This is a genomic window from Allosphingosinicella deserti (genome assembly GCF_003012735.1).
Classification (GTDB): domain Bacteria; phylum Pseudomonadota; class Alphaproteobacteria; order Sphingomonadales; family Sphingomonadaceae; genus Allosphingosinicella; species Allosphingosinicella deserti.
In genome coordinates this window covers 639,365-661,678 of sequence record NZ_PXYI01000004.1, presented here as the reverse complement: position 1 = coordinate 661,678, position 22,314 = coordinate 639,365, and the positions used below count along the sequence as shown (strand labels likewise).

21 protein-coding genes and 1 pseudogene are annotated in these 22,314 nt (G+C 65.7%); 5 read left to right on the top strand and 17 right to left on the bottom strand.

Translation table 11 applies throughout. The features are described 5' to 3' along the window. Positions 1-22 precede the first annotated feature (22 nt). From rseP to C7I55_RS15190, 10 genes are all read right to left on the bottom strand, one after another. Positions 23-1,153 carry an RIP metalloprotease RseP gene (rseP, locus tag C7I55_RS15235; protein ID WP_233222224.1) on the bottom strand — a complete coding sequence of 377 codons (1,131 nt, stop codon included), beginning with the start codon at positions 1,151-1,153 and terminating at the stop codon, positions 23-25. Next, entirely contained in the window at positions 1,150-2,316 is a 1,167-nt protein-coding gene (locus C7I55_RS15230; protein ID WP_106513797.1) for a 1-deoxy-D-xylulose-5-phosphate reductoisomerase, read from the bottom strand. The genes rseP and C7I55_RS15230 overlap by 4 nt, the downstream gene beginning before the upstream one ends. Beyond that, positions 2,313-3,155, bottom strand: a complete 843-nt coding sequence (locus C7I55_RS15225; RefSeq protein ID WP_106513796.1) for a phosphatidate cytidylyltransferase — start codon at positions 3,153-3,155, stop codon at positions 2,313-2,315. Before C7I55_RS15225 ends, C7I55_RS15230 begins: the two co-directional genes overlap by 4 nt. Continuing rightward, a complete protein-coding gene (locus C7I55_RS15220; RefSeq protein WP_269845220.1) occupies positions 3,152-3,865 on the bottom strand; it encodes an isoprenyl transferase in 714 nt (237 codons plus the stop codon). Before C7I55_RS15220 ends, C7I55_RS15225 begins: the two co-directional genes overlap by 4 nt. An 86-nt stretch (positions 3,866-3,951) precedes the next feature. Then, positions 3,952-4,509: a ribosome recycling factor gene (frr, locus tag C7I55_RS15215; protein ID WP_106513794.1), complete on the bottom strand. Its 558-nt coding sequence runs from the start codon at positions 4,507-4,509 to the stop codon at positions 3,952-3,954. Between the two features lie 3 nt (positions 4,510-4,512). Then, positions 4,513-5,235 (bottom strand): UMP kinase, encoded by a 723-nt coding sequence (gene pyrH / locus C7I55_RS15210; RefSeq protein ID WP_106513793.1) that lies wholly within the window; start codon positions 5,233-5,235, stop codon positions 4,513-4,515. Between the two features lie 255 nt (positions 5,236-5,490). Beyond that, positions 5,491-6,423 (bottom strand): translation elongation factor Ts, encoded by a 933-nt coding sequence (gene tsf / locus C7I55_RS15205; RefSeq protein ID WP_106513792.1) that lies wholly within the window; start codon positions 6,421-6,423, stop codon positions 5,491-5,493. 206 nt (positions 6,424-6,629) lie between these two features. Continuing rightward, positions 6,630-7,388 (bottom strand): 30S ribosomal protein S2, encoded by a 759-nt coding sequence (gene rpsB, locus C7I55_RS15200; protein ID WP_106513791.1) that lies wholly within the window; start codon positions 7,386-7,388, stop codon positions 6,630-6,632. Positions 7,389-7,910: 522 nt separating this feature from the next. Beyond that, positions 7,911-8,726: a CDP-alcohol phosphatidyltransferase family protein gene (locus tag C7I55_RS15195; protein WP_106513790.1), complete on the bottom strand. Its 816-nt coding sequence runs from the start codon at positions 8,724-8,726 to the stop codon at positions 7,911-7,913. Between the two features lie 7 nt (positions 8,727-8,733). Beyond that, positions 8,734-9,471, bottom strand: a complete 738-nt coding sequence (locus tag C7I55_RS15190) for a phosphatidylserine decarboxylase (RefSeq protein WP_106513789.1) — start codon at positions 9,469-9,471, stop codon at positions 8,734-8,736. A gap of 147 nt (positions 9,472-9,618) precedes the next feature. Here C7I55_RS15190 and C7I55_RS15185 point away from each other — a divergent pair, with 147 nt between their 5' ends. Beyond that, positions 9,619-10,836 (top strand): NADP-dependent isocitrate dehydrogenase, encoded by a 1,218-nt coding sequence (locus C7I55_RS15185; protein WP_106513788.1) that lies wholly within the window; start codon positions 9,619-9,621, stop codon positions 10,834-10,836. Positions 10,837-10,891: 55 nt separating this feature from the next. Here the strand turns inward: C7I55_RS15185 and C7I55_RS15180 are convergent, their stop codons facing one another. Next, the gene (locus C7I55_RS15180) at positions 10,892-12,112 is read right to left on the bottom strand and encodes an FAD-dependent oxidoreductase (protein WP_106513787.1); all 1,221 of its coding nucleotides are present in this window, start codon (positions 12,110-12,112) and stop codon (positions 10,892-10,894) included. Positions 12,113-12,149: 37 nt separating this feature from the next. Here C7I55_RS15180 and C7I55_RS15175 point away from each other — a divergent pair, with 37 nt between their 5' ends. After that, entirely contained in the window at positions 12,150-13,934 is a 1,785-nt protein-coding gene (locus tag C7I55_RS15175; protein WP_106513786.1) for a cation:proton antiporter domain-containing protein, read from the top strand. A 101-nt stretch (positions 13,935-14,035) separates the two neighbouring features. On the opposite strand, the gene C7I55_RS15170 is transcribed toward C7I55_RS15175, so the two are convergent. The 5 genes from C7I55_RS15170 to C7I55_RS15150 form a co-directional block, all read right to left on the bottom strand. Then, on the bottom strand, positions 14,036-14,542 hold the full coding sequence (locus C7I55_RS15170; RefSeq protein WP_106513785.1) for a tetratricopeptide repeat protein: 507 nt from the start codon (positions 14,540-14,542) through the stop codon (positions 14,036-14,038). A 31-nt stretch (positions 14,543-14,573) separates the two neighbouring features. Beyond that, positions 14,574-15,755 carry an RsmB/NOP family class I SAM-dependent RNA methyltransferase gene (locus C7I55_RS15165; RefSeq protein ID WP_106513784.1) on the bottom strand — a complete coding sequence of 394 codons (1,182 nt, stop codon included), beginning with the start codon at positions 15,753-15,755 and terminating at the stop codon, positions 14,574-14,576. A gap of 33 nt (positions 15,756-15,788) precedes the next feature. Continuing rightward, positions 15,789-17,246, bottom strand: a complete 1,458-nt coding sequence (gene guaB, locus C7I55_RS15160; RefSeq protein ID WP_106513783.1) for an IMP dehydrogenase — start codon at positions 17,244-17,246, stop codon at positions 15,789-15,791. A 28-nt stretch (positions 17,247-17,274) separates the two neighbouring features. Continuing rightward, on the bottom strand, positions 17,275-18,753 hold the full coding sequence (locus tag C7I55_RS15155) for a M28 family peptidase (RefSeq protein ID WP_106513782.1): 1,479 nt from the start codon (positions 18,751-18,753) through the stop codon (positions 17,275-17,277). Between the two features lie 66 nt (positions 18,754-18,819). Continuing rightward, on the bottom strand, positions 18,820-19,626 hold the full coding sequence (locus C7I55_RS15150) for an HpcH/HpaI aldolase/citrate lyase family protein (protein ID WP_106513922.1): 807 nt from the start codon (positions 19,624-19,626) through the stop codon (positions 18,820-18,822). A 134-nt stretch (positions 19,627-19,760) separates the two neighbouring features. Here C7I55_RS15150 and C7I55_RS15145 point away from each other — a divergent pair, with 134 nt between their 5' ends. Genes C7I55_RS15145 through C7I55_RS15135 form a run of 3 tightly spaced genes read left to right on the top strand, consistent with a single transcriptional unit; the run spans position 19,761 to position 21,681 of the window. Beyond that, entirely contained in the window at positions 19,761-20,708 is a 948-nt protein-coding gene (locus tag C7I55_RS15145; RefSeq protein WP_408640612.1) for an SPFH domain-containing protein, read from the top strand. Further along, positions 20,705-21,217: an NfeD family protein gene (locus C7I55_RS15140; RefSeq protein WP_106513780.1), complete on the top strand. Its 513-nt coding sequence runs from the start codon at positions 20,705-20,707 to the stop codon at positions 21,215-21,217. Before C7I55_RS15145 ends, C7I55_RS15140 begins: the two co-directional genes overlap by 4 nt. Then, positions 21,214-21,681 carry a c-type cytochrome gene (locus tag C7I55_RS15135; RefSeq protein WP_146151033.1) on the top strand — a complete coding sequence of 156 codons (468 nt, stop codon included), beginning with the start codon at positions 21,214-21,216 and terminating at the stop codon, positions 21,679-21,681. The genes C7I55_RS15140 and C7I55_RS15135 overlap by 4 nt, the downstream gene beginning before the upstream one ends. A gap of 257 nt (positions 21,682-21,938) precedes the next feature. Here the strand turns inward: C7I55_RS15135 and C7I55_RS28875 are convergent. After that, a pseudogene (locus C7I55_RS28875) lies at positions 21,939-22,172 on the bottom strand (DUF2171 domain-containing protein); the annotation flags it as partial. Positions 22,173-22,314 lie beyond the last annotated feature (142 nt).

Below are 22,314 nucleotides of genomic sequence, written 5' to 3'. Positions count from 1 at the left end.
TCTCAGCCCTGCCCGATCATTCTCAGTCGATCAAGCCGCCAAGCTTCGTGAGCAGTCCAAAAGACGCCAGGTCGTTCACTGTGACGAAAATCATCAGAGCCAGAAGCGCAGCGAGCCCGGTTCGGAACGCCCATTCCTGAGCTTCGGGCTTCAGCGGTTTCCGGCGAACCCCCTCGATCAGATAGAGGAGCAGATGACCGCCGTCGAGCATCGGGATTGGCAAGAGGTTGATGAAGCCAAGATTAATCGAAATCACGGCCACGAACCAGATGAAGGCGAGAAGCCCGAGGCTCGCCTGCTCACCGGAGAATTTGGCGATCTTGAGCGGCCCGCCAAGCTCCTTGACCGAACGCTTACCGGTGATGATCTGGCCGAGGCCTTCGATCGTGGTTCCGACCACCTGACCGGTCAGGCGGACTGCGCCGACGAAGCCATCGGAAAGGCCGAGCGGCGCGATCACGCGCTCGCCGGGGCGAACGCCAAGCAGCCCGCGACGGAATTCGTTGCCGAACTTGTCACGCTCCACTTTCGCCTGCGCTGTCGCCATCACCTCCTGCGCGCGTCCCTCGCGGACGAACTCCACCTTCAGGGTCTCGCCGGGATGCAGAACGACCTGGCGCGCAATGTCCTCGAACGTCGTGACCTTGTGTCCGCCGATACCGGTGATCCGGTCCCCTGGGAGGATCCCGGCGGCTTGGGCTCCAGAGCCCGGCTCCACAGCCGCGACAACCGGGGAACTCCGCGGTTCGCCATAGGCCATCAGGAATCCGGTGAAGATCAGGATCGCGCAAATGAAATTGGTGACCGGACCGGCGGCGACGATCAGGAAACGCTGCCAGACGGCTTTGGCCTGGAACGTCTGAGCACGCTCCTCGGGCGGAAGCGCCAGCCATTCCGGCGAAGGCTGGCTCGCCGGGTTCATGTCGCCCGCAAAGCGGACATAGCCGCCGAGCGGAAGCCAGGCGACTTTCCAGCGCGTGCCGCGTCGGTCGGTCCAGCCGGCAATCTCCCGTCCGAAGCCGATGGAAAAGACCTCGGCCTTCACGCCGAACCAGCGGCCGACGAAATAGTGGCCGAGTTCGTGGACGAAGATCAGCGGGCCAATGACCAGCAGGAAGCTGAGGATCGTCCACAGGAAGCCGGGACTGTTCAACGCAAATACCTTCTCTTGACGCCGGCCGCGACCGCGCGTGCCTCGCGGTCGATGTCGAGCACCTCCTCGATCGAAGCCGGCGGCTGCGGTGTGCAGCATCGCAGGGTTTCGGCCGAGATAGAAGCTATATCGAGAAAGCCGATCGATCCTTCAAGGAAGGCAGCCACAGCTATCTCATTGGCAGCGTTGAGAATCGCCGGGGCAGCGCCCCCCTCGCGAAGCGCCGCCTTGGCCAGAGCAAGGGCCGGGAAGCGCTCGAGGTCCGGCGCTTCGAACCCGAGGCTGCCGATGCGCACCAGGTCAAGCCGCTCGCACGGAGTCTCCATCCGCCGGGGCCAGGCCAGCGCGTAGGCGATCGGGATTCGCATGTCGGGCGCGCCGAGCTGCGCGAGCACGGATCCGTCGACATATTCGACGAGACTGTGGATCACCGACTGCGGGTGAATGACCACATCGAACCCCTCGGCATCGAGCGGGAACAAATGGTAGGCTTCGATCAGCTCGAGCCCCTTGTTCATGAGGGTGGCGGAATCGACCGAGATCTTGGCGCCCATCGACCAATTGGGATGCGCCACCGCCTGCGCCGGCGTCATCGACCGCATCTCGTCGCGGCTCCTGGTGCGGAACGGACCGCCGCTGGCCGTCAGGATGATCCGCCGCACGCCGGCCGGGCGATCCGCGTCGAAGCATTGGAAGATCGCATTATGCTCCGAATCGACCGGCAGCAGGGTCGCTCCGCTCGCCTGTGCGGCGTCGGTCATCAAGGCGCCTGCCGACACCAGCGATTCCTTGTTGGCGAGCGCGACCGTGCGGCCGCCGCGCAAGGCAGCCATGGTCGGCCTCAGCCCGGCGCAGCCGACGATCGCCGCCATCGTCCAGTCTGCGCCCGCGGCGGCTGCATCGAGGATCGCATCCTCACCACCTTCCGCCCGAATCGCCGTACCTTGAAGGGCAGCCCTGAGGCCCGGCAGGAGGCTCTCGTCGCCGATCACCGCGCGCTCTGCCCCGACCCGGCGCGCCGCCGCGGCGAGGCCATCCACATCTCGGTGGGCGGTGAGCGCGAGCACCTGGTAGTCCGCGGCATTGCGCTCGATCAGATCGAGCGTCGAGCCGCCGACGGAGCCGGTCGCCCCGAGTATCGTAATCGTACGTCTTTCGGTCACGCCGTGCCCAGGATAAGCAGCAGCAGGCCGAGCGTCGCAAACGTCACCGGGAGCAATCCGTCGACCCGGTCGAGCACGCCGCCGTGCCCAGGCAGGAGGCTGCCGCTGTCCTTGACGCCCTGGCGGCGCTTGACGCTACTCTCATACAGATCGCCGAGTTGCGCGAGCAGGCCGAGCGGAGCGCCGGCGACAAGGAAGATCGGGCCAAGATCGAACAGCAATGCGGCAACCGCGCCGATCACGCCCGCACCGGCCATGCCGCCGATCAGCCCTGCCCAGGTCTTGTTCGGGCTCACTCTGGGTGCGAGCTTCGGCCCTCCGATCGAGCGGCCGGCGAAATAGGCGAAGATGTCGGTCGACCAGGTGACCAGCATCAGCCAGAAAACGAGATCGAACCGCGCCCACTCCAGAACCAGCAAGGCAAAGCTCGGCAATGCGAGGTAGAGGAAGCCCCAACCCATCGACAGACGACGGGTGATGAGGCCGAACAGCACGGCCAGGCCGGCCAGCGCTGCGAAGCCTATCCAAAGCTCGTCGAAGCTCTGGAGGCTGATCGCTTCGGCACCGTCGATGAAGTCGATTTCGCCCGCAGGGTACAACCATTGCGCTGCGCCCAGCAGCCCGAGCACGAGCAGACCGGCGCCGATCCAGCTCCAGCGGCGCGCGGCGCGGTGCATGTCGCCCCACTCGACCATCATCACCGCAGCAGCGGCGGCGACCAGCAGCCGAAACGGCCAGCCGCCGAAATAGATGGCTGAGCACGCGACCGCGATCATCACCACGGCGGCGGCAAAGCGGGTCGTAAGGTCGGACGCGGGCTTGGCCGCCTCGACGCTCATCGTCCGCCGAAACGCCGCTCGCGTCCGGCAAAGGCCTGGAGCGCGCTTCTGAATTCGTCGCCGTCGAAGTCGGGCCACAAAGTGTCGACGAACAGCAGCTCCGCATACGCGGCCTGCCAGAGCAGGAAATTGGACAATCGATGCTCGCCCGACGTGCGGATCACCAGATCGAGCGGCGGCAGCCCGGCCGTATCGAGCGCCCCTTCGATCGCTGTTTCGTCGATGTCGTCGGCGCCGATCTCGCCCGCGGCGACGCGGGCCGCAAGCGCGCGGGCGGCGTTGGTGAGTTCGAGCCGAGATCCATAATTGAGCGCGATCGCCAGCGTCATGCGGGTGTTGGCGGCGGTCCGCTCGACGGCCTCGTCGACCATCCGCGCGGTTTCTGCGGAGAAGGCACTGTGATCGCCAAGGATCTTGAGGCGGATGCCTTCCTTGTGCAGCGCCCCGAGCTCACGCCCGATATAGAAACGCAGCAGCCCCATCAGATCGTTGATCTCGTCTTCCGGGCGGCGCCAATTTTCGGACGAGAACGCGTACAGGGTCAGGCATTCGACGCCCGCCTCGCCGGCGGCGCGAAGCACCTTGCGCGCCGATTCGGCACCCTGACGGTGTCCCGCGGCGCGGGGAAGCCCGCGCGCCTTCGCCCAGCGGCCGTTGCCGTCCATGATGATCGCGACGTGTCGCGGTATGCTGCCATTGCCGGCAAGCACGGCGCCATTCTCCCCCTGCCCGGGGACGCTACCGTCCCCTGCCCCGCCTGCGTCGCGCCGCGGCGGCACGCTGGCCGCTCTGCCGATCACTTGCCGAGGATTTCCTTCTCCTTGGCCGAAGCCGCCGCATCGACCTCCTTGATCGTGTCGTCGGTCAGCTTCTGAACCTCGGCCTCGAGACGCTTGCGCTCGTCCTCGCTGATTTCATGCTTCTTCTCGTCCTGCTTGAGCAGGTCCATGCCGTCGCGGCGAACGTTGCGGACGGCGATGCGCGCCTTTTCGGCATATTGACTGGCCAGCTTGGCGAGTTCCTTGCGGCGCTCCTCGGTCAGGTCCGGGATCGGCAAGCGCAAGGTCTGGCCTTCGGAGATCGGATTGAGACCAAGGCCGGACGAGCGGATCGCCTTCTCGACCGAGCTGACGTTCGAGCGGTCCCAGACCTGAACCGACAGCATGCGCGGCTCCGGCGCCGAGATGGTGGCGACCTGGTTGAGCGGCATGTGCGCACCATAGACTTCGACGGTCACCGGCTCGAGCAGGGTGGTCGACGCGCGACCGGTGCGAAGACCGCCGAGGTCGTGCTTCAACGCATCGACGGCACCGTGCATGCGGCGCTGGATATCGGCCTTGTTATAGGCGGGCATGTGTCACTCCTCGTTCTGAACGATCGTCGCGGTCCCCTCACCGCGCAGTACCCGGGCCAGATTGCCCTGCTCGCGGATGTTGAAGACGACGATCGGGATATTGTTGTCGCGGCACAGGGCAACGGCGCTCGCGTCCATGACCTTCAGGTCGTCGGCGAGCACGCGGTTGAACCCGAGATGTTCGTAGCGTTGCGCATCGGGCTTCTTCTTGGGATCGGCATCGTAGATGCCGTCGACGCTGGTGCCCTTGAACAAGGCATCGCAGCCCATCTCCGCGGCGCGCAGAGCGGCGGCGGTGTCCGTGGTGAAATAAGGGTTGCCGGTTCCGGCGGCGAAGATCACCACCCGCCCCTTTTCCATGTGGCGGACGGCGCGACGGCGAATATAGGGCTCGGAGATGCTCGCCATCGGGATTGCCGATTGCACGCGGGTGTCGACCCCGATCTTCTCGAGCGCATTCTGCATCGCGAGCGCGTTCATCACGGTGGCGAGCATGCCCATGTAATCGGCGCTGGCCCGATCGAAGCCTTTCGCCGCGCCGGCCAGGCCGCGGAAGATGTTGCCGCCGCCGACAACGATGCAGAGATCGTGCCCAGCCTCCTTAGCGTGCTTGATCTCCTCCGCCATGCGCGAGGTGGTCTCAGGATCGATGCCGAAGGAGCCGTCTCCCATCAACGCCTCGCCGGAGAGCTTCAGGAGGATGCGGTTGAAGCGCGGGCGCGTCATGGGCGTTCGGTTTCCAATCTTGAGAGTGGGGGGCGGCGCGCACCTTAGTCAGGCACGGAGGCGGTGCCAAGCATGTTCCCGGCGCGAAAAATGTGCACATTGCGTGCAGCGCCCAGGGCATTGGCAAGCCGGCAAAAGGCCGAGCTCAGGAACCGGAAAAAGGGCGGGTGGATGCGGAGCTCCCGCTCCCGCACCCGGCCCGCCCCTGGAACGACCCCGCCCCGGCGATGCGCCCGAGCGGAGTCCCACCTCGTGTTACGCGGCCTTGCCGGCTGCGGCAGCAACTTCGGCAGCGAAGTCGGTTTCCTGCTTCTCGATGCCTTCGCCGAGCTGAAAGCGGACATAGGCGGTCAGCTCGATCGGAGCGCCGGCGTTCTTCGCCTCGGCCTTCACCACGTCCTCGATCTTCGTCTTGTTGTCCATCACGAAGAGCTGCGACAGAAGCGCATTTTCCTTGCGGAACTTGGCCATCGCGCCGTCGACCATCTTGGAGACGATGTCGGCGGGCTTGCCGCTCTCGTTCGCCTTCTCGGTTGCGATCGAACGCTCCCGCTCGATCAGCGTGGGATCGAGATCCTCGCCGCGCAGCGCCTGCGGGTTCGCCGCCGCGATGTGCATTGCGAGCTGCTTGCCAAGCGTCTCGAGCGCGGCCTTGTCGCCGTTGCTCTCCAGCGCGACGAGAACGCCGATCTTGCCGAGGCCAGTGGCCGCGGCGTTATGCACGTAGGAGACGACGACGCCATCATTGACCTGCAGCACGGCCGAGCGGCGGAGCGACTGATTCTCGCCGATGGTGGCGATGTTGCTGGTCAGCTTCTCCTCCACGGTGCCGCCGCCCGCCGGCCACGCCGACGCCAGCAGACCCTCGACATTGCCCGAACCGGTCAGCGCCAGCTCGGCGACGGTGCGCACGAATTCCTGGAACTGCTCGTTCTTGGCAACGAAGTCGGTTTCCGAATTGACCTCGACCACGGCACCGCGATTGCCCGCGACGGCCACGCCGACCAGACCCTCGGCGGCGGTACGTCCAGCCTTCTTGGCAGCCGCAGCGAGGCCTTTGGTGCGCAGCCAGTCGATGGCTGCTTCCATTTCGCCCTGAGTCTCGCCCAGCGCCTTCTTGCAGTCCATCATGCCGGCGCCGGTGCGCTCGCGCAGTTCCTTCACGGATGCGGCAGTGATTTCCGCCATGTCTCTATCCTCTGTCTCAGCGCAACGCTGCGCGATGCCAAAATGAAAAGCGTTCGTCCCGAGCCACCCTGTCGGATCGGTCGAACCAGGGTCCCGGGAGATAATGTGCGTTAGGGCTTCTTGAAGTCCCGCCTGTGACAGGCCGGGACGGGAAGCCCATGCCTTCGATGACGCGGGGAAGGCCACCCTCCCCCGCGCCAGAATGGTTACGCGTCGGCGAGCGCAGCTTCGGCCGGCGGCTCGGACATCGCACCGATGTCGACACCGCGATTCGACGCGCCACCCGACTTGCCGGCGAGGACCGCGTCGGCAATCGCATCGCAATAGAGGCGGATCGCGCGGCTCGCATCGTCATTGCCCGGAACCGGGAACGCGATGCCCTTGGGGCTGACATTGGAGTCGAGGACCGCCACGACGGGGATGCCGAGCACGTTGGCTTCCTTGATCGCCAGCTCTTCCTTGTTGGCGTCGATCACGAAGATCACGTCGGGAAGGCCGCCCATGTCGCGGATACCGCCGAGCGAAAGCTCGAACTTGTCGCGTTCACGGGTGAGCTGGAGGACTTCCTTCTTGGTAAGACCGGCGGTGTCACCCGAAAGCTGCTCCTCGAGGCTCTTGAAGCGCTTGATCGAGCCCGAAATGGTCTTCCAGTTGGTGAGCATGCCGCCCAGCCAGCGATGGTTGACGAAATGCTGGCCCGAACGGCGCGCGGCCTCAGCAATCGGATCCTGCGCTTGGCGCTTGGTGCCGACGAACAGAACCTTGCCGCCATGGGCAACGCTCTGACGCACGAAATCGAGCGCGCGCGCGAACAGCGGCACGGTCTGCGACAGATCGATGATATGAACACCGTTGCGCTCGCCGAAGATGTACGGCTTCATCTTCGGATTCCAGCGGTGAGTCTGGTGGCCGAAATGTGCGCCGGCCTCGAGCAATTGCTGCATGGTGACGTCGGTGGACGCCATAGTCTTTCTCCTTCCGGTTAACCCTCTGCGAAGCCGGAAGACCGGAAAGCGCTATCGCTCACCAGCCACCGGTATGATGGCTCCGCATGTGGAATGCGCGCGCACTTAAGAGCTTGAGGCGGGAAAAGCAAGTCGGTTGCCGTATGGGATCAAGCGCCTGCCACGCAGAAGTGCGGCGATTTCTCGAGACACGCCTCCGTTCGCAAGCGCCGCCGAGAACGGATCACCGTTCCCGATGTGTTCCACCGGACACACATTTTACCTGATTTTCACATTTCGTTCCGGGGTGATTGACAGCGGAACGGAGAGAGAACATCTTTGCCCTGCGACCCGTCACGGGATCGGAACGCCACGCGAGCTCCTTCTCGCCGGGGCATGCAAGGAGAAACGCTGTGATCTATCTCGCTGCTGCAAATTTCTTCACCCTGTCGCTGCTCGCGGCGTGCGTCCTCGGCCATTTGGCCGTGCGCAGTTCCTGGCACGAGATCATGGCAGCGCTTCGTGGCGAGCTCGGGCGTGAGATCAGGCCGTCGGTGCAGGCACGGACGGCGCCGGCTCCGGCCTTTGCAGCCCGGCGGCGCGCTGTCGCTTGACCCGCCCGTAACTGGCGATGCTGAACGGGATCGAGGCGGCATAAAGCAGGGCTGCGACGCTGAGCGTCTCCCAAGGCGCCGACACCAGCGCGCCGGCCACCAGAGCAATGATCACAATTGCGGTGAAGCGGACGTTGCGACGCAGACGGATCGATCCCCACGAAAAGGTGGCCAGGTTCGAGATCATCAGGAATGCGGAGATCGCCGCCCACCCGGCGACGAGATAGTGGTTGTGAAGCCAGTCCAGCTCGCGATTGGTGGCGATCCATACATAAACGGGCAGCAGCATCAGCCCCGCCCCGGCCGGTGCCGGGACGCCGGTCAGGAAGCCGGCTGATTTATGCGGCTGATCCTCGACATCGATGTTCGCGTTGAATCGGGCAAGACGCAGTGCGGCGCAGACGGCATAAGCAAGCGCGAACAGCCAGCCGAAGCGCGGCCAATATTGCAGCGCCCATAAATGCATGATGATCGCCGGCGACACGCCGAATGCGATCACGTCGGAGAGCGAATCGAGCTCGGCGCCGAATCGGCTCTGGCCCTTGAGCATCCGAGCGATACGTCCGTCCATACCGTCGAGCACGGCCGCGATCATGATCGCGGCGATCGCCTTGTCCCAATCCTCGGCAATCGCAAAGCGGATGCCGCTGAGCCCCGAGCAGAGCGCCAGCGCGGTGATGGCATTGGGGACGACGGCGCGCAGCGGGATGCCCCGCCGTTCGCGTACCGGACCGATCAACGCCATTCCCCCATCATTGCGCCACACCTTCCAAAGCCTCGGCGACTCCAACTTTGGCGATCACCGTCTCGCCGGCGATCGTGCGCTGGCCCAGCAGGACCTGCGACGACGTGCCCTCGGGCAGATAGACGTCGACACGGCTGCCGAAGCGGATCAACCCGACCCGCTGACCGGCGACGACGTGATCGCCGACTTTGGACCAGGGAACGATACGTCGCGCCACCAGTCCGGCGATCTGCGTGAAACCGATCCGGGTGCCGTCGTGGCCTTCGACGAGGAAATGGTTCCGCTCATTGTCCTCGCTTGCCTTGTCGAGATCGGCGTTGAGGAACTTGCCGGCAATGTAGATCACGCGCTTGATCTCGCCGGAGATCGGCGCACGATTGATGTGGACATCGAACACGCTCATGAAGATCGAGATCCGGGTGACCGGCGCATCGCCGAGCATGTCAGGCCCGCGCATCTCCGGCGGCGGCGCGACGGTAGCAATCATCGTCACCATGCCGTCGGCCGGGGCGATCACCAGCCCCTCGCCCTTCGGCGTCGTGCGGATCGGATCGCGAAAGAACGCAGCCACCCACAAGGTGATGCCGGTCATGACCCAGCCGACCCAATCCCAATCGATCAGCCAGAAGAAGACGAGTGCGATCACCGCGGCGATCACGACGAACTTGCGCCCTTCGGGATGCACGTTCGGCATGCGGTAGCGGACGTTCGTGGTGACGAGGTCCGGCTTTTCGAGCGAGGTCATTCCCCCGCCTCTACAGTCGGCGGATGCGGGTGACAACCGCGACGCGAAGCTTGCCTGGCTGTCGTGGAGCGGCCCGGTTGATCGGGCGCGCGCCACGGCCTACACGGCGCTCCAACCCCAGCACGAGCCAAGGAAAGCGCACTTCGCATGGCCAAGATCAAAGTGAAGAACCCGGTCGTCGAGCTCGACGGCGACGAGATGACCCGGATCATCTGGCAGTGGATACGCGAGCGGCTGATCCTGCCGTATCTCGACGTGGAACTCCTTTATTTCGATCTCGGTGTCGAAAAGCGTGACGAGACCGACGACAAGATCACGGTCGAATCCGCTAACGCGATCAAGAAGTACGGCGTCGGCGTTAAATGTGCCACGATCACGCCCGACGAGGCGCGCGTCGAGGAGTTCAAGCTCAAGAAGATGTGGAAGTCGCCCAATGGCACGATCCGCAACATCCTCGGCGGCGTCGTCTTTCGCGAGCCGATCGTCATCCAGAACGTACCGCGGCTGATTCCGGGCTGGACCGATCCGATCGTCGTCGGCCGCCACGCTTTCGGCGACCAGTATAAGGCGACCGACTTCAAGGTGCCCGGCAAGGGCAAGCTCCGGATGATCTGGGAAGGCGAAGACGGCCAACGGATCGAGGAGGAGGTGTTCGATTTCCCGAGCGCGGGCGTCGCCATGGGCATGTACAATCTCGACGATTCGATCCGCGATTTCGCCCGCGCCAGCCTGAACTTCGGCCTCGGCCGCGGCTGGCCCGTCTATCTGTCCACCAAGAACACCATCCTCAAGGCCTATGACGGGCGGTTCAAGGACATCTTCGAGGAAGTTTTCGAGAGCGAGTTCGCCGCGGACTTCAAGGAAGCCGGCATCGAATATCAGCACCGCCTGATCGACGACATGGTCGCCTCCGCGTTGAAGTGGAGCGGCAAGTTCGTCTGGGCCTGCAAGAATTACGACGGTGACGTCCAGTCGGATCAGGTCGCTCAGGGTTTCGGATCGCTCGGTTTGATGACCTCGATCCTGATGACCCCCGACGGCAAGACGGTGGAGGCAGAAGCGGCGCACGGCACCGTGACCCGCCATTACCGCATGCACCAGCAGGGCAAGGCGACCTCGACCAACCCGATCGCGTCGATCTTCGCTTGGACCGGAGGCCTGAAATATCGCGGCAAGTTCGACGATACGCCCGAGGTCACCAAGTTCGCCGAAACTCTGGAGCAGGTCTGCATCGAAACGGTCGAGCAGGGCCAGATGACCAAGGATCTCGCCATCCTGATCGGCCCCGAGCAGAGCTGGATGACGACCGAGCAGTTCTTCGAGGCAATCCGGGCAAATCTTGAAAAGAAGATGAGCGCCGCCTGAGCCCGGGCGCGCCCCGGTGGCGGTGCTTCGCCGACCAGTGGGGAGCCCCCGGCGCTCAGCCTGCCGTCGGAGAGCGCACCCGTTCCGCCTTGTAGCCGAAGCCGATAAAGGCTGCCGGCAGCCGGCGCAGGAGCGGAAAGCGATCGAGAAGACGAAGCGGCAGCGGTGGTTTCACCGCTGCCGTTCGTCGTTGAAGCAAGGGTGCGATGATCGCGCGTTGCGCCGCCGCCTGAGCGCCTTGGATCAGGCGCACCGCGGGCAGCCGCCGCGCCTGCACCCTCGCGAGCAGGGGGTCGGGATCCCCGCCGCGCGCCATCGGACCGGCAAGGATGTTGGCGGCTGCGACGGCGTCTTGAATGGCGACATTGATCCCGACGCCGCCGATCGGCGACATCGCATGCGCGGCATCGCCGATCACCAGCAGACCCGGACGATGCCACGTCTCCAATCGATCGAGGGTGACGGTCAACAATTTGACCTCGTCCCAGCCCCCAAGCGAATCCACTCTGCCCGCCACCATCGGTGCCACGTCCGCGACCTCTGCACGAAATGCGGTGATGCCGCCGGCCCGCACCTGCTCCGCCTCGCCTTTCGGAAACACCCAGGCGCACTGCCAATAGTCGCCGCGATCGATCAGCGCGATAATCCGTCCAGGCGCGAACACGCCGGTCGTGTCGTTGCCCGGCGTTCTTTCCTTAGGAAGACGGAACCAGAAGACATCCATCGGGGCGCCGACATCGCGCACGGTGAGTTCGGCTGCGTCGCGGAGGATCGAACGGCGCCCGTCGGAGGCGATCACGAGCCGTGCCGTCATCATCGTCTCGCCGCCGCCGCGGCCCCGGCAGCGCACGCCGCTGACGCGGTCGCCGTCAAAGACGAGGCCCGTCGCCTCCGTCTCGACGAGCAGCCGAAAGCCTGGATAGGCCCGCGCCTCGTCGGCGACAAAGTCGAGGAAGTGCCATTGCGGCATCATCGCAATGAAGTTCCAGCGCGGATCGAAGTGGGAAAAATCGCCGATCTCGAAATGGCGCCCGCCGACCAGCGCGCCCAGACTGCGCACCTTGTCGTGCGGCCGCGCGAGGAAGCGCTCGGTGAGGCCAAGGTCGGCAATGATCCTGAGGGTCGAGGGATGAACGGTGTCGCCGCGAAAATCCCGGAGGAAATCCGCATGCTTCTCGATCACGACGGTGCGAAGCCCGGCGCGCGCGAACAGCAGACCGGCCATCATCCCTGCGGGCCCGCCGCCGACGATCAAGACGTCGCAATCACCATCCATGGGCTGACAATCGCCCTTTCCGGTGCATAAAGGCAAGATGGCCGCCCAATTTCAGACGACCCCCCTCAGCGATGCCCTCGTGATTCTCGGTGCTGCCGGCATCGTCATCCCGGCCTTCGCACGCTTTCGTGTCAGTCCCGTTATCGGCTTTATCCTGGTCGGCGTCCTTGCCGGCCCGAAAGGCCTCGGGTCTCTCGTCGGGGAGCATCCGTGGCTCGGCTACCTCACGATCACAAATCCGCACGCGATCGAACCTTTCGCGGAATTCGGCATCATCCTGCTGCTCTTCTCGATCGGCCTCGAACTCAGTTTCAAGCGGCTGTGGGGAATGCGCCGGTTGGTCTTCGGCCTCGGCGCGGCGGAATTGCTGCTGTCGGCCTTGATCGTCGGCGGCGCATTGTTCCTGCTCGGCCAATCCTGGGGCGGTGCCGCCGGCCTCGGCCTGGCTTTGGCACTGTCCTCGACGGCTCTGGTGCTGCCCATGGTCGGCACCACCGGCCCCGTCGGCCGCTCCGCCTTTGCGATGCTGCTGTTCGAGGATCTGGCGATCGTGCCGATCATCTTCTTCCTCGGCGCGCTCGCCCCGCAGGCGTCCGGCGAGGGCTGGATGGCGCTTGCTCGCACGATCGTTCTCGGCGCGGCGGTCATTGGTGCGATGCTGGTGCTCGGCCGTCTCCTGCTGCCCCGCCTGTTCGGCCAGGCCGCGCGGACCAAAAGCCCGGAACTGTTCCTCTCGGTCAGCCTGCTCGTCGTGATCGTTGCGAGCCTCGCCAGCGCGGCGGTCGGCCTCTCCGCCATCGTTGGAGCGATCGTCGCCGGGATCCTCATCGCCGAAACCGATTATTCGAACGAGGTCGAAGTGATCACGGCTCCGTTCCGCGGTCTGGCACTCGGCGTGTTCCTGATCACCGTCGGCATGGGCCTCGACGTCCGACAGGTCGCGGCGCAGTGGGAGATCCTGCTCCTTGCCCTGGTCGCAATCGTGATGATCAAGGCGGCGGTCACGTTCGGCCTGCTGCGTCTCTCCGGTGCACGCAAGGCGGTGGCGGCCGAGACCGGCCTGCTGATGGCCTCGCCGTCGGAGACCACGCTGATCGTGCTGACCACAGCAATGGCCGCCGGGCTGATCAGCGCCGAGACCGCGAGCTTCTGGACGGTGGTGACCGCGCTCGGCCTCACGATTACCCCGTTGCTCGCCCGCATCGGCCGCGATGCAGCCCGGCGGGTGGACGTCGGCGCTGACCTCGACGCGCCCCCGCAGGACCTCGGCGAAGCTACGCCGCGGGTGGTCGTGATCGGCTTCGGACGAGTCGGACGGCTTGTGGCTGACATGCTGACCAACCACGGCCGCGCCTACATCGCAGTCGATTCCAACATCGACAATGTCGCCGCTGCGCGGCGTGCAGGCTTTCCCATCCTGTTCGGGGACGTTTCCCGACCCGAGATGATGGATCGCCTCCATCTCGGCCATGCGACGGCGCTGGTCCTCACCATGGACGATCCGGTGCTCACCGTCCGCCTGACCAAGAAGGTCCGTGCATGGTGCCCGGGCCTCACCATCGTGGCCCGAGCCCGGGACGCCGGCCACGCCGCCGAACTCTATCGCGCCGGTGCAACCGACGCCGTCCCCGAGACGCTCGAAGCGTCGCTGCAGCTATCGGAAGCGGTGCTCGTCGAGCTGGGCATCGCGATGGGGCCCGTGATCGCCTCGATTCACGAGAAGCGGGCAGAGCTCCGCAAGGAGATCATGGAGCATGGCGATCTCGAACAGGAACCTGCGCTTGGCCGGCGGCGGCTCCGAGACGCGCTTAAGCAGGGCTGATCGACGGTGACAGCGTGCACTCGCATGAGCGCGCGCAGCGTCGGCAGCGCCTGTTGTGATCGGCGGCAGTTCGCGACGCGCGCCTGCCGCGCAGAGGCCGCTTAGGGCTTCGGTGCCGTTGTCGGTGCGGGGGCTTGCGCCGTCATCACTTCGGCCGGCGGCCCCTTTGCGATCACTGCGGACAGCGTCGTCGACTGAGGGCACGGATTGGCGCAGAGGCTCTTCACCCGCTCCAGATTCTGCTTCGCCCGCTCCACGGCGCCGCGCTGGACATAGGCTTCCCCCTGGCCGGTCAGCGCATTGACGTCGTTCGGCTCCAGCTTCAGCGCCTCGCTGTAGAAGCGGATCGCCTTGCCGGGGAGCTTCTGGCTCTGAGCGACGCGCGCAAGCCCGACATAGGCTTGGCGGTTGCGCGGATCGACGGCGAGCGCGCTTTCCAGAAGATCGATCGCTTCGGAATAACGCGCGCCGGCTTGGAGCGTCCGGGCCTGCTCGGTGAGTTCCAGGGATCGCGGCGCGATCTGATCGTCCGGCTTTTGACCGTGGCCTGCGCTCGCCATCGTCGCCAAGGCGATCGCGGCCGAGAGGGCGATGGGGGTAAGGCGCATCAGAGTCTCCATTAGCGGGCCGCAGCGAGGTTTAGCATGGCGCCTGCCATCGTGCGACGAAAAAGCCGTCCGTACCGTCTTGCGCGGGCGAGAGAATCCGGCCCGTTCCGGCGGCGATCCCCGCTGCCATGGCCAGAGGCGACGGAACCAGGGATGAACGGTCGGAAAAACGTTCGGCCTGATCTCGCCCCTCCTGTCTCAGCAGCGAGCAGACGGCGTAGACGAGAAACCCTCCCGGACGCACGAGTTCCGCCGCGACATCAAGAAGATGCGCCTGAAGCGTGACGAGTCGCGCGAGCCGATCCGGCGTCAGCCGCCAACGGGTCTCGGGATTGCGGCGCCAGGTACCGGTGCCGGAACAGGGCGCGTCGACCAGCACGATATCGGCGCCGCTTCGCAAATCGGCGAGCGCGTCCCGCTCGCACCCGGGGTTGAGCAGCCGGGTCTCGACGTTGGTCACGCCGGCACGCTGCAGCCGTGGCGCCATCCGCGACAGGCGGCCGCGATCGGCATCGGAGGCGACGAGCCGCCTCTGATTGGCCATCTCTGCGGCAAGGGCCAGCGTCTTGCCGCCGGCCCCGGCGCAAAGGTCTACCACCGTCAGACCCGGCCGCGCCTCGCAGGCGAGCGCAAGCAATTGGCTGCCCTCGTCCTGGACCTCGACGAGCCCGGACAGCCAGGCCTCGCTGTCCTCGATCCGGAACCCCTCGGGCATGCGCAGCCCGATCGGCGACAGCGGCGACGGCGTCGCTTCGGGAAGTGCCGCATGCGCTTCGTCCCGACTGCCCCTCAATCGATTGACCCGAAGATCCAGCGGTGCTCGGGCGAGCAAGGCGGCACGCGTGCCCGGTTCGACGACCGGATCGAACAGGTCGTTCAGCCAGTGCGGCGCAACGGCCGCCGGCGCAGTCGCCTCACCCTCCCCAACCGGCGCGGGAGCATGAGGCGATCCGTCGAACAGGGTGCGAAGCTCGGGCTCCTCCTCGGCGACGCCGAGCAAGGCTGCGCGGCCGCTGGCCGGTATCTCGCCCGATCGGCGGATCGCTCGATAGACGAGTTCGCGCACCGCCCGCCGATCCTTCGATCCGGCATAGCGACGGGTCTTGAACCAGCGCGTGATCACAGTGTCCGCGGCGGGACCCGCGGTCCGCGCCGCGGCGAGGATCTCGTCGAGCAGCTCGATCGCCGCCTGCACTCGGGCCGCCGGTGTCATGCCGGCAGCGCTCCCGCAAGAGCGGGGCTCGGATCAGCGGGTCGGATAATTGGGGGCCTCACGGGTGATCGAGACGTCGTGGACATGGCTTTCGCGCAGGCCTGCATTGGTGATGCGGATGAATTCGGCGCGGGTGCGCAGATCCTGCAAGGTTTCCGAGCCGGTATAGCCCATCGCCGCCTTCACGCCCCCGACGAGCTGGTGGATGACCTCGCGCGCAGGCCCCTTGTAGGCGACCTGCCCCTCAATCCCTTCCGGCACCAGCTTCAACTGATCCTTGATGTCCTGCTGGAAATAGCGGTCGGCCGAGCCGCGCGCCATTGCGCCGACCGAGCCCATGCCGCGATAGGATTTGAACGAGCGCCCCTGATACAGGAAGGTCTCTCCCGGCGCTTCCTCGGTCCCCGCAAGCAGCGAACCGACCATGACGCAGGAGGCACCGGCGGCGAGCGCCTTGGCGATGTCGCCGCTTGTGCGCAGACCGCCGTCGCCGATCACCGGCGTCTCGGACTTGGCGGCCTCCTCCGCAGCATCCATGATCGCAGTGAGCTGCGGCACGCCTACGCCGGCGACGATCCGGGTGGTGCAGATCGATCCCGGCCCGATGCCGACCTTGACCGCGTCGGCGCCCGCGCCGATCAGCGCCTTGGTCGCTTCGCCGGTGGCGACGTTGCCGGCGACGACCTGGACATGGTTGGACAATTTCTTGACCCGCTCGACGGCGGCGGCGACGTCGCGGTTATGGCCGTGCGCGGTGTCGATGACGATCAAATCGCATTCGGCGTCGACCAGCGCCTCGGTACGCGCGAACCCCTTTTCGCCCACGGTTGTCGCGGCAGCGACACGGAGCCGGCCCGAAATGTCCTTGGTCGCTTCCGGATAGGTGACCGCCTTCTCGATGTCCTTGACCGTGATCAAGCCAACGCAGCGGCGATTCTCGTCGACGACGAGCAACTTCTCGATGCGGTTGTGATGAAGCTGGCGCTTCGCCTCGTCCTGGGTGACTCCCGGCGCGACCGTAATCAGATTGTCCCTGGTCATCAGCTCGGAGACGGGCTGCTTCGGATTTTCGGCGAAGCGTACGTCCCGGTTGGTCAGGATGCCGGCGAGCCGGCCCTGCGCATCGGTGACCGGAATGCCCGAGATGCGGTGGCGCTTCATCAGCTCGAGCGCGTCCGCAAGCGTCTGCTCGGCCGTCATGGTGATCGGGTTGACCACCATTCCGCTTTCGTAGCGCTTCACCGCCCGCACCGCCGCTGCCTGCTCCTCGACCGTCATGTTGCGGTGGAGCACCCCGATGCCGCCGAGCTGGGCCATGACGATCGCCATGTCGGCTTCAGTGACCGTATCCATGGCTGCCGAAAGGATCGGAATGTTGAGGCCGATCTCCTTGGTCACCCGCGTACGGGTGTCGGCCTGGCTCGGGAGCACGCTCGATTCCGCCGGCTTCAGGAGCACGTCGTCGAAGGTCAGTCCCAGGCTGATGTTCATTCTATCCTCATCGTCTTCGGGTGGCGGTCTATAGGGGCGAGCGAGCGGCGGTGCCAGCAGCGGGCACGTGCCGGTAGAGTGTGGGATCGGCGAGCTTGAGGCCCAGCGCGACGAGGAGATCGGCATCCTCCGCCGCCCCCTCCAACGGCAGGCCGGGGCCGGGATTGTCGGTGGCCTCATGGTAAGCGCCGTTGAGAAACGTCTCGAGCAGCTTCATGTCGGAAAAGGAACCCCCGACCATGAGAGTCGGCACGCCGAATTGTGCCAGCGCCCAGCCGTCCTGGCGCTGCACCAGCGCGTCGGCCTCATCGTCGGTGTCGAGCGTACGGCCAGCCTGCTTCACCGTTGCATCGACCAGGGCGTCGAGCGCCGGAACCCCGCGTCCCATCACGGCCACCTTTTCGCCCTTCGGCGCGATCGCCACCGTGTCGAGGTTGATGGCAGCAACGATCGAGGCGAGCGGCACTGGCGGCCGCGCGGCGAAGGCGCGGGCGCCGAGCAGTCCGATCTCTTCGGCGGTGGTGGCGAGGAACAGCGTATCCCGGGGACGGCGCGGCGCGGCGGCGAGCCCGCGGGCGATCTCGATCAGCGCCGCAATGCCGCTGGCATTGTCGACGGCGCCGTTGCAGATCCTGTCGGGCTCCCCTTCCGCCCGGCAGATGCCGAGGTGATCCCAATGGCCGAGGTAGAGGAGCGATTCGCCGGTGGTCCCGGAGCCGCGCAGCCGCCCCACCACATTGTGGGTGATCGTTCGCCGCACCTGGGTGTTCGCATCGATCGTGCCGGATGTCTTCAGCCGGCGCGGCGCGAAGCTGATATCCTTGGTCGCTTTGCGCAGCATGTCCGGATCGCCCCCGGCGAAGCGGATCAGCTCGGCTGCTCCTTCCGCGGAGATGACTCCGCGCACCGGCGGCACCAGCTTCGAATCGAGCACGTCGCGGCCGCGTTCGTAGGATAGCTGGATCCGCCTCCAGGGGATTTCGGCCGGCGCAATGCTGATCACTGCGGCCGCGCCCTTGGCCGCAAGCGCCGCGATGCGGCTGTCGAGATCGGCGACGCCTTCGTGCGACTCGCTCAGGACCAGGACGATTGCCCCGTCCAGCTTTGCATCGTCGATGTTCGCGCCGTGTCCCGCGAACCAGACCGGAGCACCCGAGATCGTTTCGCGCAGTCCGTTGCCAAGCAGCAGGATCGCGGACTGATCCTGGCCAAGGTGACGCAGCCTGTGGCGCCAGGAAACGGTCTGGTTGAGCGGCGTTCGATTGACCAGCGTGACTTGCTGAAGCCAGCCGCCATTGTCGCCGGCGGGCTCCAGTCCGATCGCCTTCCATTGAGAGACGATATAGTCGGTGGTCTTCTTCTCTCCCGCGGTGCCGGGCGCACGCCCTTCGAAGGCATCGCTGGCAAGCACGTCGATATGGCGCTCGAGCGCACCAGTGGAGATTGCGGCGGGAAGCGGCGCTGCAAGAGCAAGCAGCAGCGAAAAGGTGACGACTCTGGGGGCCATCCCGCCGCTTAGAGCAGCCGCCCCGCGCCTTCAACCCCGCCTTTCGGGTGTCGATGCGCGGTGGGATCAGGCCGGGAGGCGCGCCCGGGCGAGCAGCCGACGCGCCTGATCGACGTGCATGATCTCGATCATCCGGCCCTCGAATCGCTCCGCCCCCCCCGTCGCGGCGGCGACCAGCCGTCGCGCCGCGTCGATCTCCCCTGCGGCGGGGCCGAAGATCCGGTTCGCCGCTTCGATCTGGTTCGGATGGATCAGCGTCTTGCCGTCGAAGCCGAAGCCGCGCCCTTCCTCGCATTCGGCAGCGAGGCCGATCTCGTCCTCCAGCCTGTTGAACACGCCGTCGAATGCGGCAACTCCGGCGGCACGCGCAGCGAGGACGATCGTCTGCAGCGAAAGGATCAGGCCGCTCCGCCCGGCGCCGGGCGGCAGGCCGAGATCGGCGCCAAGATCGTTGGTGCCGGCGATCAGGCCAGCGGTCAGCGGCGCGATGTTCTGCGCATCCAGCACGCCTGCGGCGGTTTCGATCATCGCGAGGATCGGCTTCCCGCCGACTGCGCGGATCGCCCGCACCTCGGCCGCCGAATCCACCTTGGGCACGATCATCACGTCGGCCGCGCTCTCGGCCACCGCCGCCACGTCTTCCTGATGCCAGGGATCACCGAGCTTGTTGACCCGGATCGCCACCGGCCGTCCTCCGAAGCCTTCTGCCGCCGCCGCGACCGCGGCGCGCCGGGCAGAGGCCTTGTCTTCGACCTTTACGGCATCTTCGAGATCGAGGAAGATCATGTCCGCGTCGAGACCACGTGCCTTGTCGATCGCCCGGGGATTGGAGGCGGGAAGAAACAGCAGGGAGCGGCAGAGCCGGAGGTCGATTGTCATCGTGTCTCGAATTCGCTTGGAAGGCTGCCCGCTTGCCTACATTATGCCGATCTTCGCAAGGGGGGAGGTGCGGTCCGATGCTCACATTCATCATCGCTCTGCTGGTGATACTCGTCGTCCTGTTCCTGATGTCGGGCATCAAGATCGTCCGACAGGGCTATCATTACACTATCGAGCATTTTGGCCGGTTCACCACGGTCGCCCATCCCGGCTTCAACTTCTTCATGCCGTTCTTCTACCGGGTCGGCCGGCGGGTGAACATGATGGAGCAGGTGCTCGACATTCCGGGTCAGGAGATCATCACCAAGGACAATGCCATGGTTTCTACCGACGGCGTCGTCTTCTTTCAGGTGCTGGACGCGGCCAAGGCGGCCTATGAAGTGTCGGACCTTTATGTCGCGATCATGCAGCTGACGACCACCAACCTGCGAACGGTGATGGGCTCGATGGACCTCGACGAGACCCTGTCCAAGCGCGATGAGATCAATGCCCGTTTGCTGTCGGTGGTCGATCAGGCGACCGAAAGCTGGGGCGTCAAGATCACCCGGGTCGAGATCAAGGACATCCGCCCGCCTGCCGACATCGTCAATGCGATGGGCCGACAGATGAAGGCCGAGCGTGAAAAGCGCGCCGTCATCCTGGAGGCCGAGGGCAGTCGCGCCTCCGCGATCCTCCGTGCCGAGGGCGAGAAGCAGGGCCAGATCCTGGAAGCCGAGGGTCGTCGCGAAGCCGCGTTCCGTGACGCCGAGGCGCGCGAGCGCGCTGCAGAGGCGGAAGCCAAGGCAACCCAGATGGTGTCCGACGCGATCGCCGACGGCAACACCCAGGCGATCAACTATTTCATTGCCCAGAAGTATGTTGAGGCGGTCAGCCAGTTCGCGACCTCGCCCAACGCCAAGACCATCCTCTTCCCGGTCGAGGCGACGCAATTGATCGGCTCGCTCGGCGGCATCGGCGAAATCGCCCGGGAGGCCTTCGGGCGCGGCAGCGATCCGGCGCCGGCCGGCGGTGCCACGCCTCCGGCGGTGCGCCGGCGAGGACCGTTCGAAGGTTCCGGCGGGAGCAGTGGCCAGTGAACGAACTCGAGCCGCAGTGGCTTTGGCTACTGGCGGCAACCGTCCTCGGTATCGCCGAATTGCTTGTTCCAGGCGTCTTCCTGATCTGGCTTGCCGCGGCAGCCGCGCTGACCGGCCTCGCTACCATGGTTTTCGGAGTACCCGTCGCCGCCCAGCTCCTGCTCTTCGCCTTGCTTTCGGTCGCTTCCGTGTACGCCGGACGCCGCTGGTACGTCAGCAACACTCCGCTAAGCAGCGATCCGCTGCTCAACGACCGCGCCGCCCGACTTTACGGAGAGACACTGGTCGTGGTCGCAGAAATCGAGAATGGCCGCGGCCGGGTGAAGGTCGGTGACAGCGTGTGGGCCTGCCGCGGCCCGGATTGCCCCGTCGGAAGCCGGGTGCGCGTCGTCGGCGCCGACGGATCGTGCCTCAAGGTCACGCTTGTGGAGCCTGCAGCGCTGACGCCGCCGACACCGGGTTCGCCCCATCGCACGACCGGTGACTCAGCAGAAGGAGAAGGTTCGTGAGATCTGTTGCGTTGCTGATGCTTGTTCCGATGGCGGCGTTCGGCACCGCGCTCGCCGCCCCTCAGCAGAAGGTCGCTGCTCCCACGCCCGACCAGATCGTCGCGGCACGGCGGGCAGCCTTCACCCTCACCGGCTCCACCTTTGGCGGCATGAAATCGGTCGTCGAAAACGGCGGCGACGTGAAATCGCTTGCCTTCGGTGCCCACGGGCTCGATCTCTGGGCGAAGGCGCTGCCGGGCATGTTCCCGGACGGGACCCAGCTGTCGACCAGCCGGGCAAAACCCGGCCTATGGCAGAACCGTGCCGACTTCGATGCGAAGGCAACAGCATTTCAGACGGCGACCTCGGCCCTTCTGAACGCAGCGCAGGCGGGTGACGCCGCAGCGTTCAAGATCGCTTATGCCGAGACCGGCAAGGCATGTGGCGCCTGTCACAACGCTTACCGATTGGAAGCGCCACGCTGAGAATCTGCAGGTCGCTAACCCAACCTTGGCGACAGCCCCTCCCTTTCGGGGGAGGGGCTACCGGTGGGTCGCGGATTTAGCCGCAAATCCCAACGCCGCTATGATCATCGCTAGCGAATAGCGACCGTCTCTTACTCCCCGCCCTTCCGCCTCTGGAAGAACAGCGCACCTGCCGCTGCGGCAACGCCGGCGGCCGCGGCACCGAGACCGATATTGCGCCAGCTGAAGAGGCTGGTCTCGCCGAGCGCCTCGCCGCCTTTCTCTTCTTCCAGGAACGCCGCGTTGGCGCCGTTGGCCGAGAGCCGCACCTTGCCGTCCTCGACAGCGGCGACGAGTCCCTCGGAGAGATAATGGTGGTGGCTGGCGTGCGAGCCGCTGTCCGGCTTGGTCATCTTGATCCGGTTGCCTTCGACCTTGTCGACGGTGCCGACGTGGACACCATCCGCGCCGATAATCTCCATATGCTCGCGAACCTGGCTGAGAACGGCCATTGCTTCTGCTCCCTCTGGTGGAATTGAGTCGCGATAACGCTCCGGGTCCGTAATGGATGCAGGCAACGGACGAAGGTCCGGCGCAACGAAGCCGAGCCGTGCCGGCACCGAGAAGAGCCGTGCCTTCGAGTAGAAATGGAGC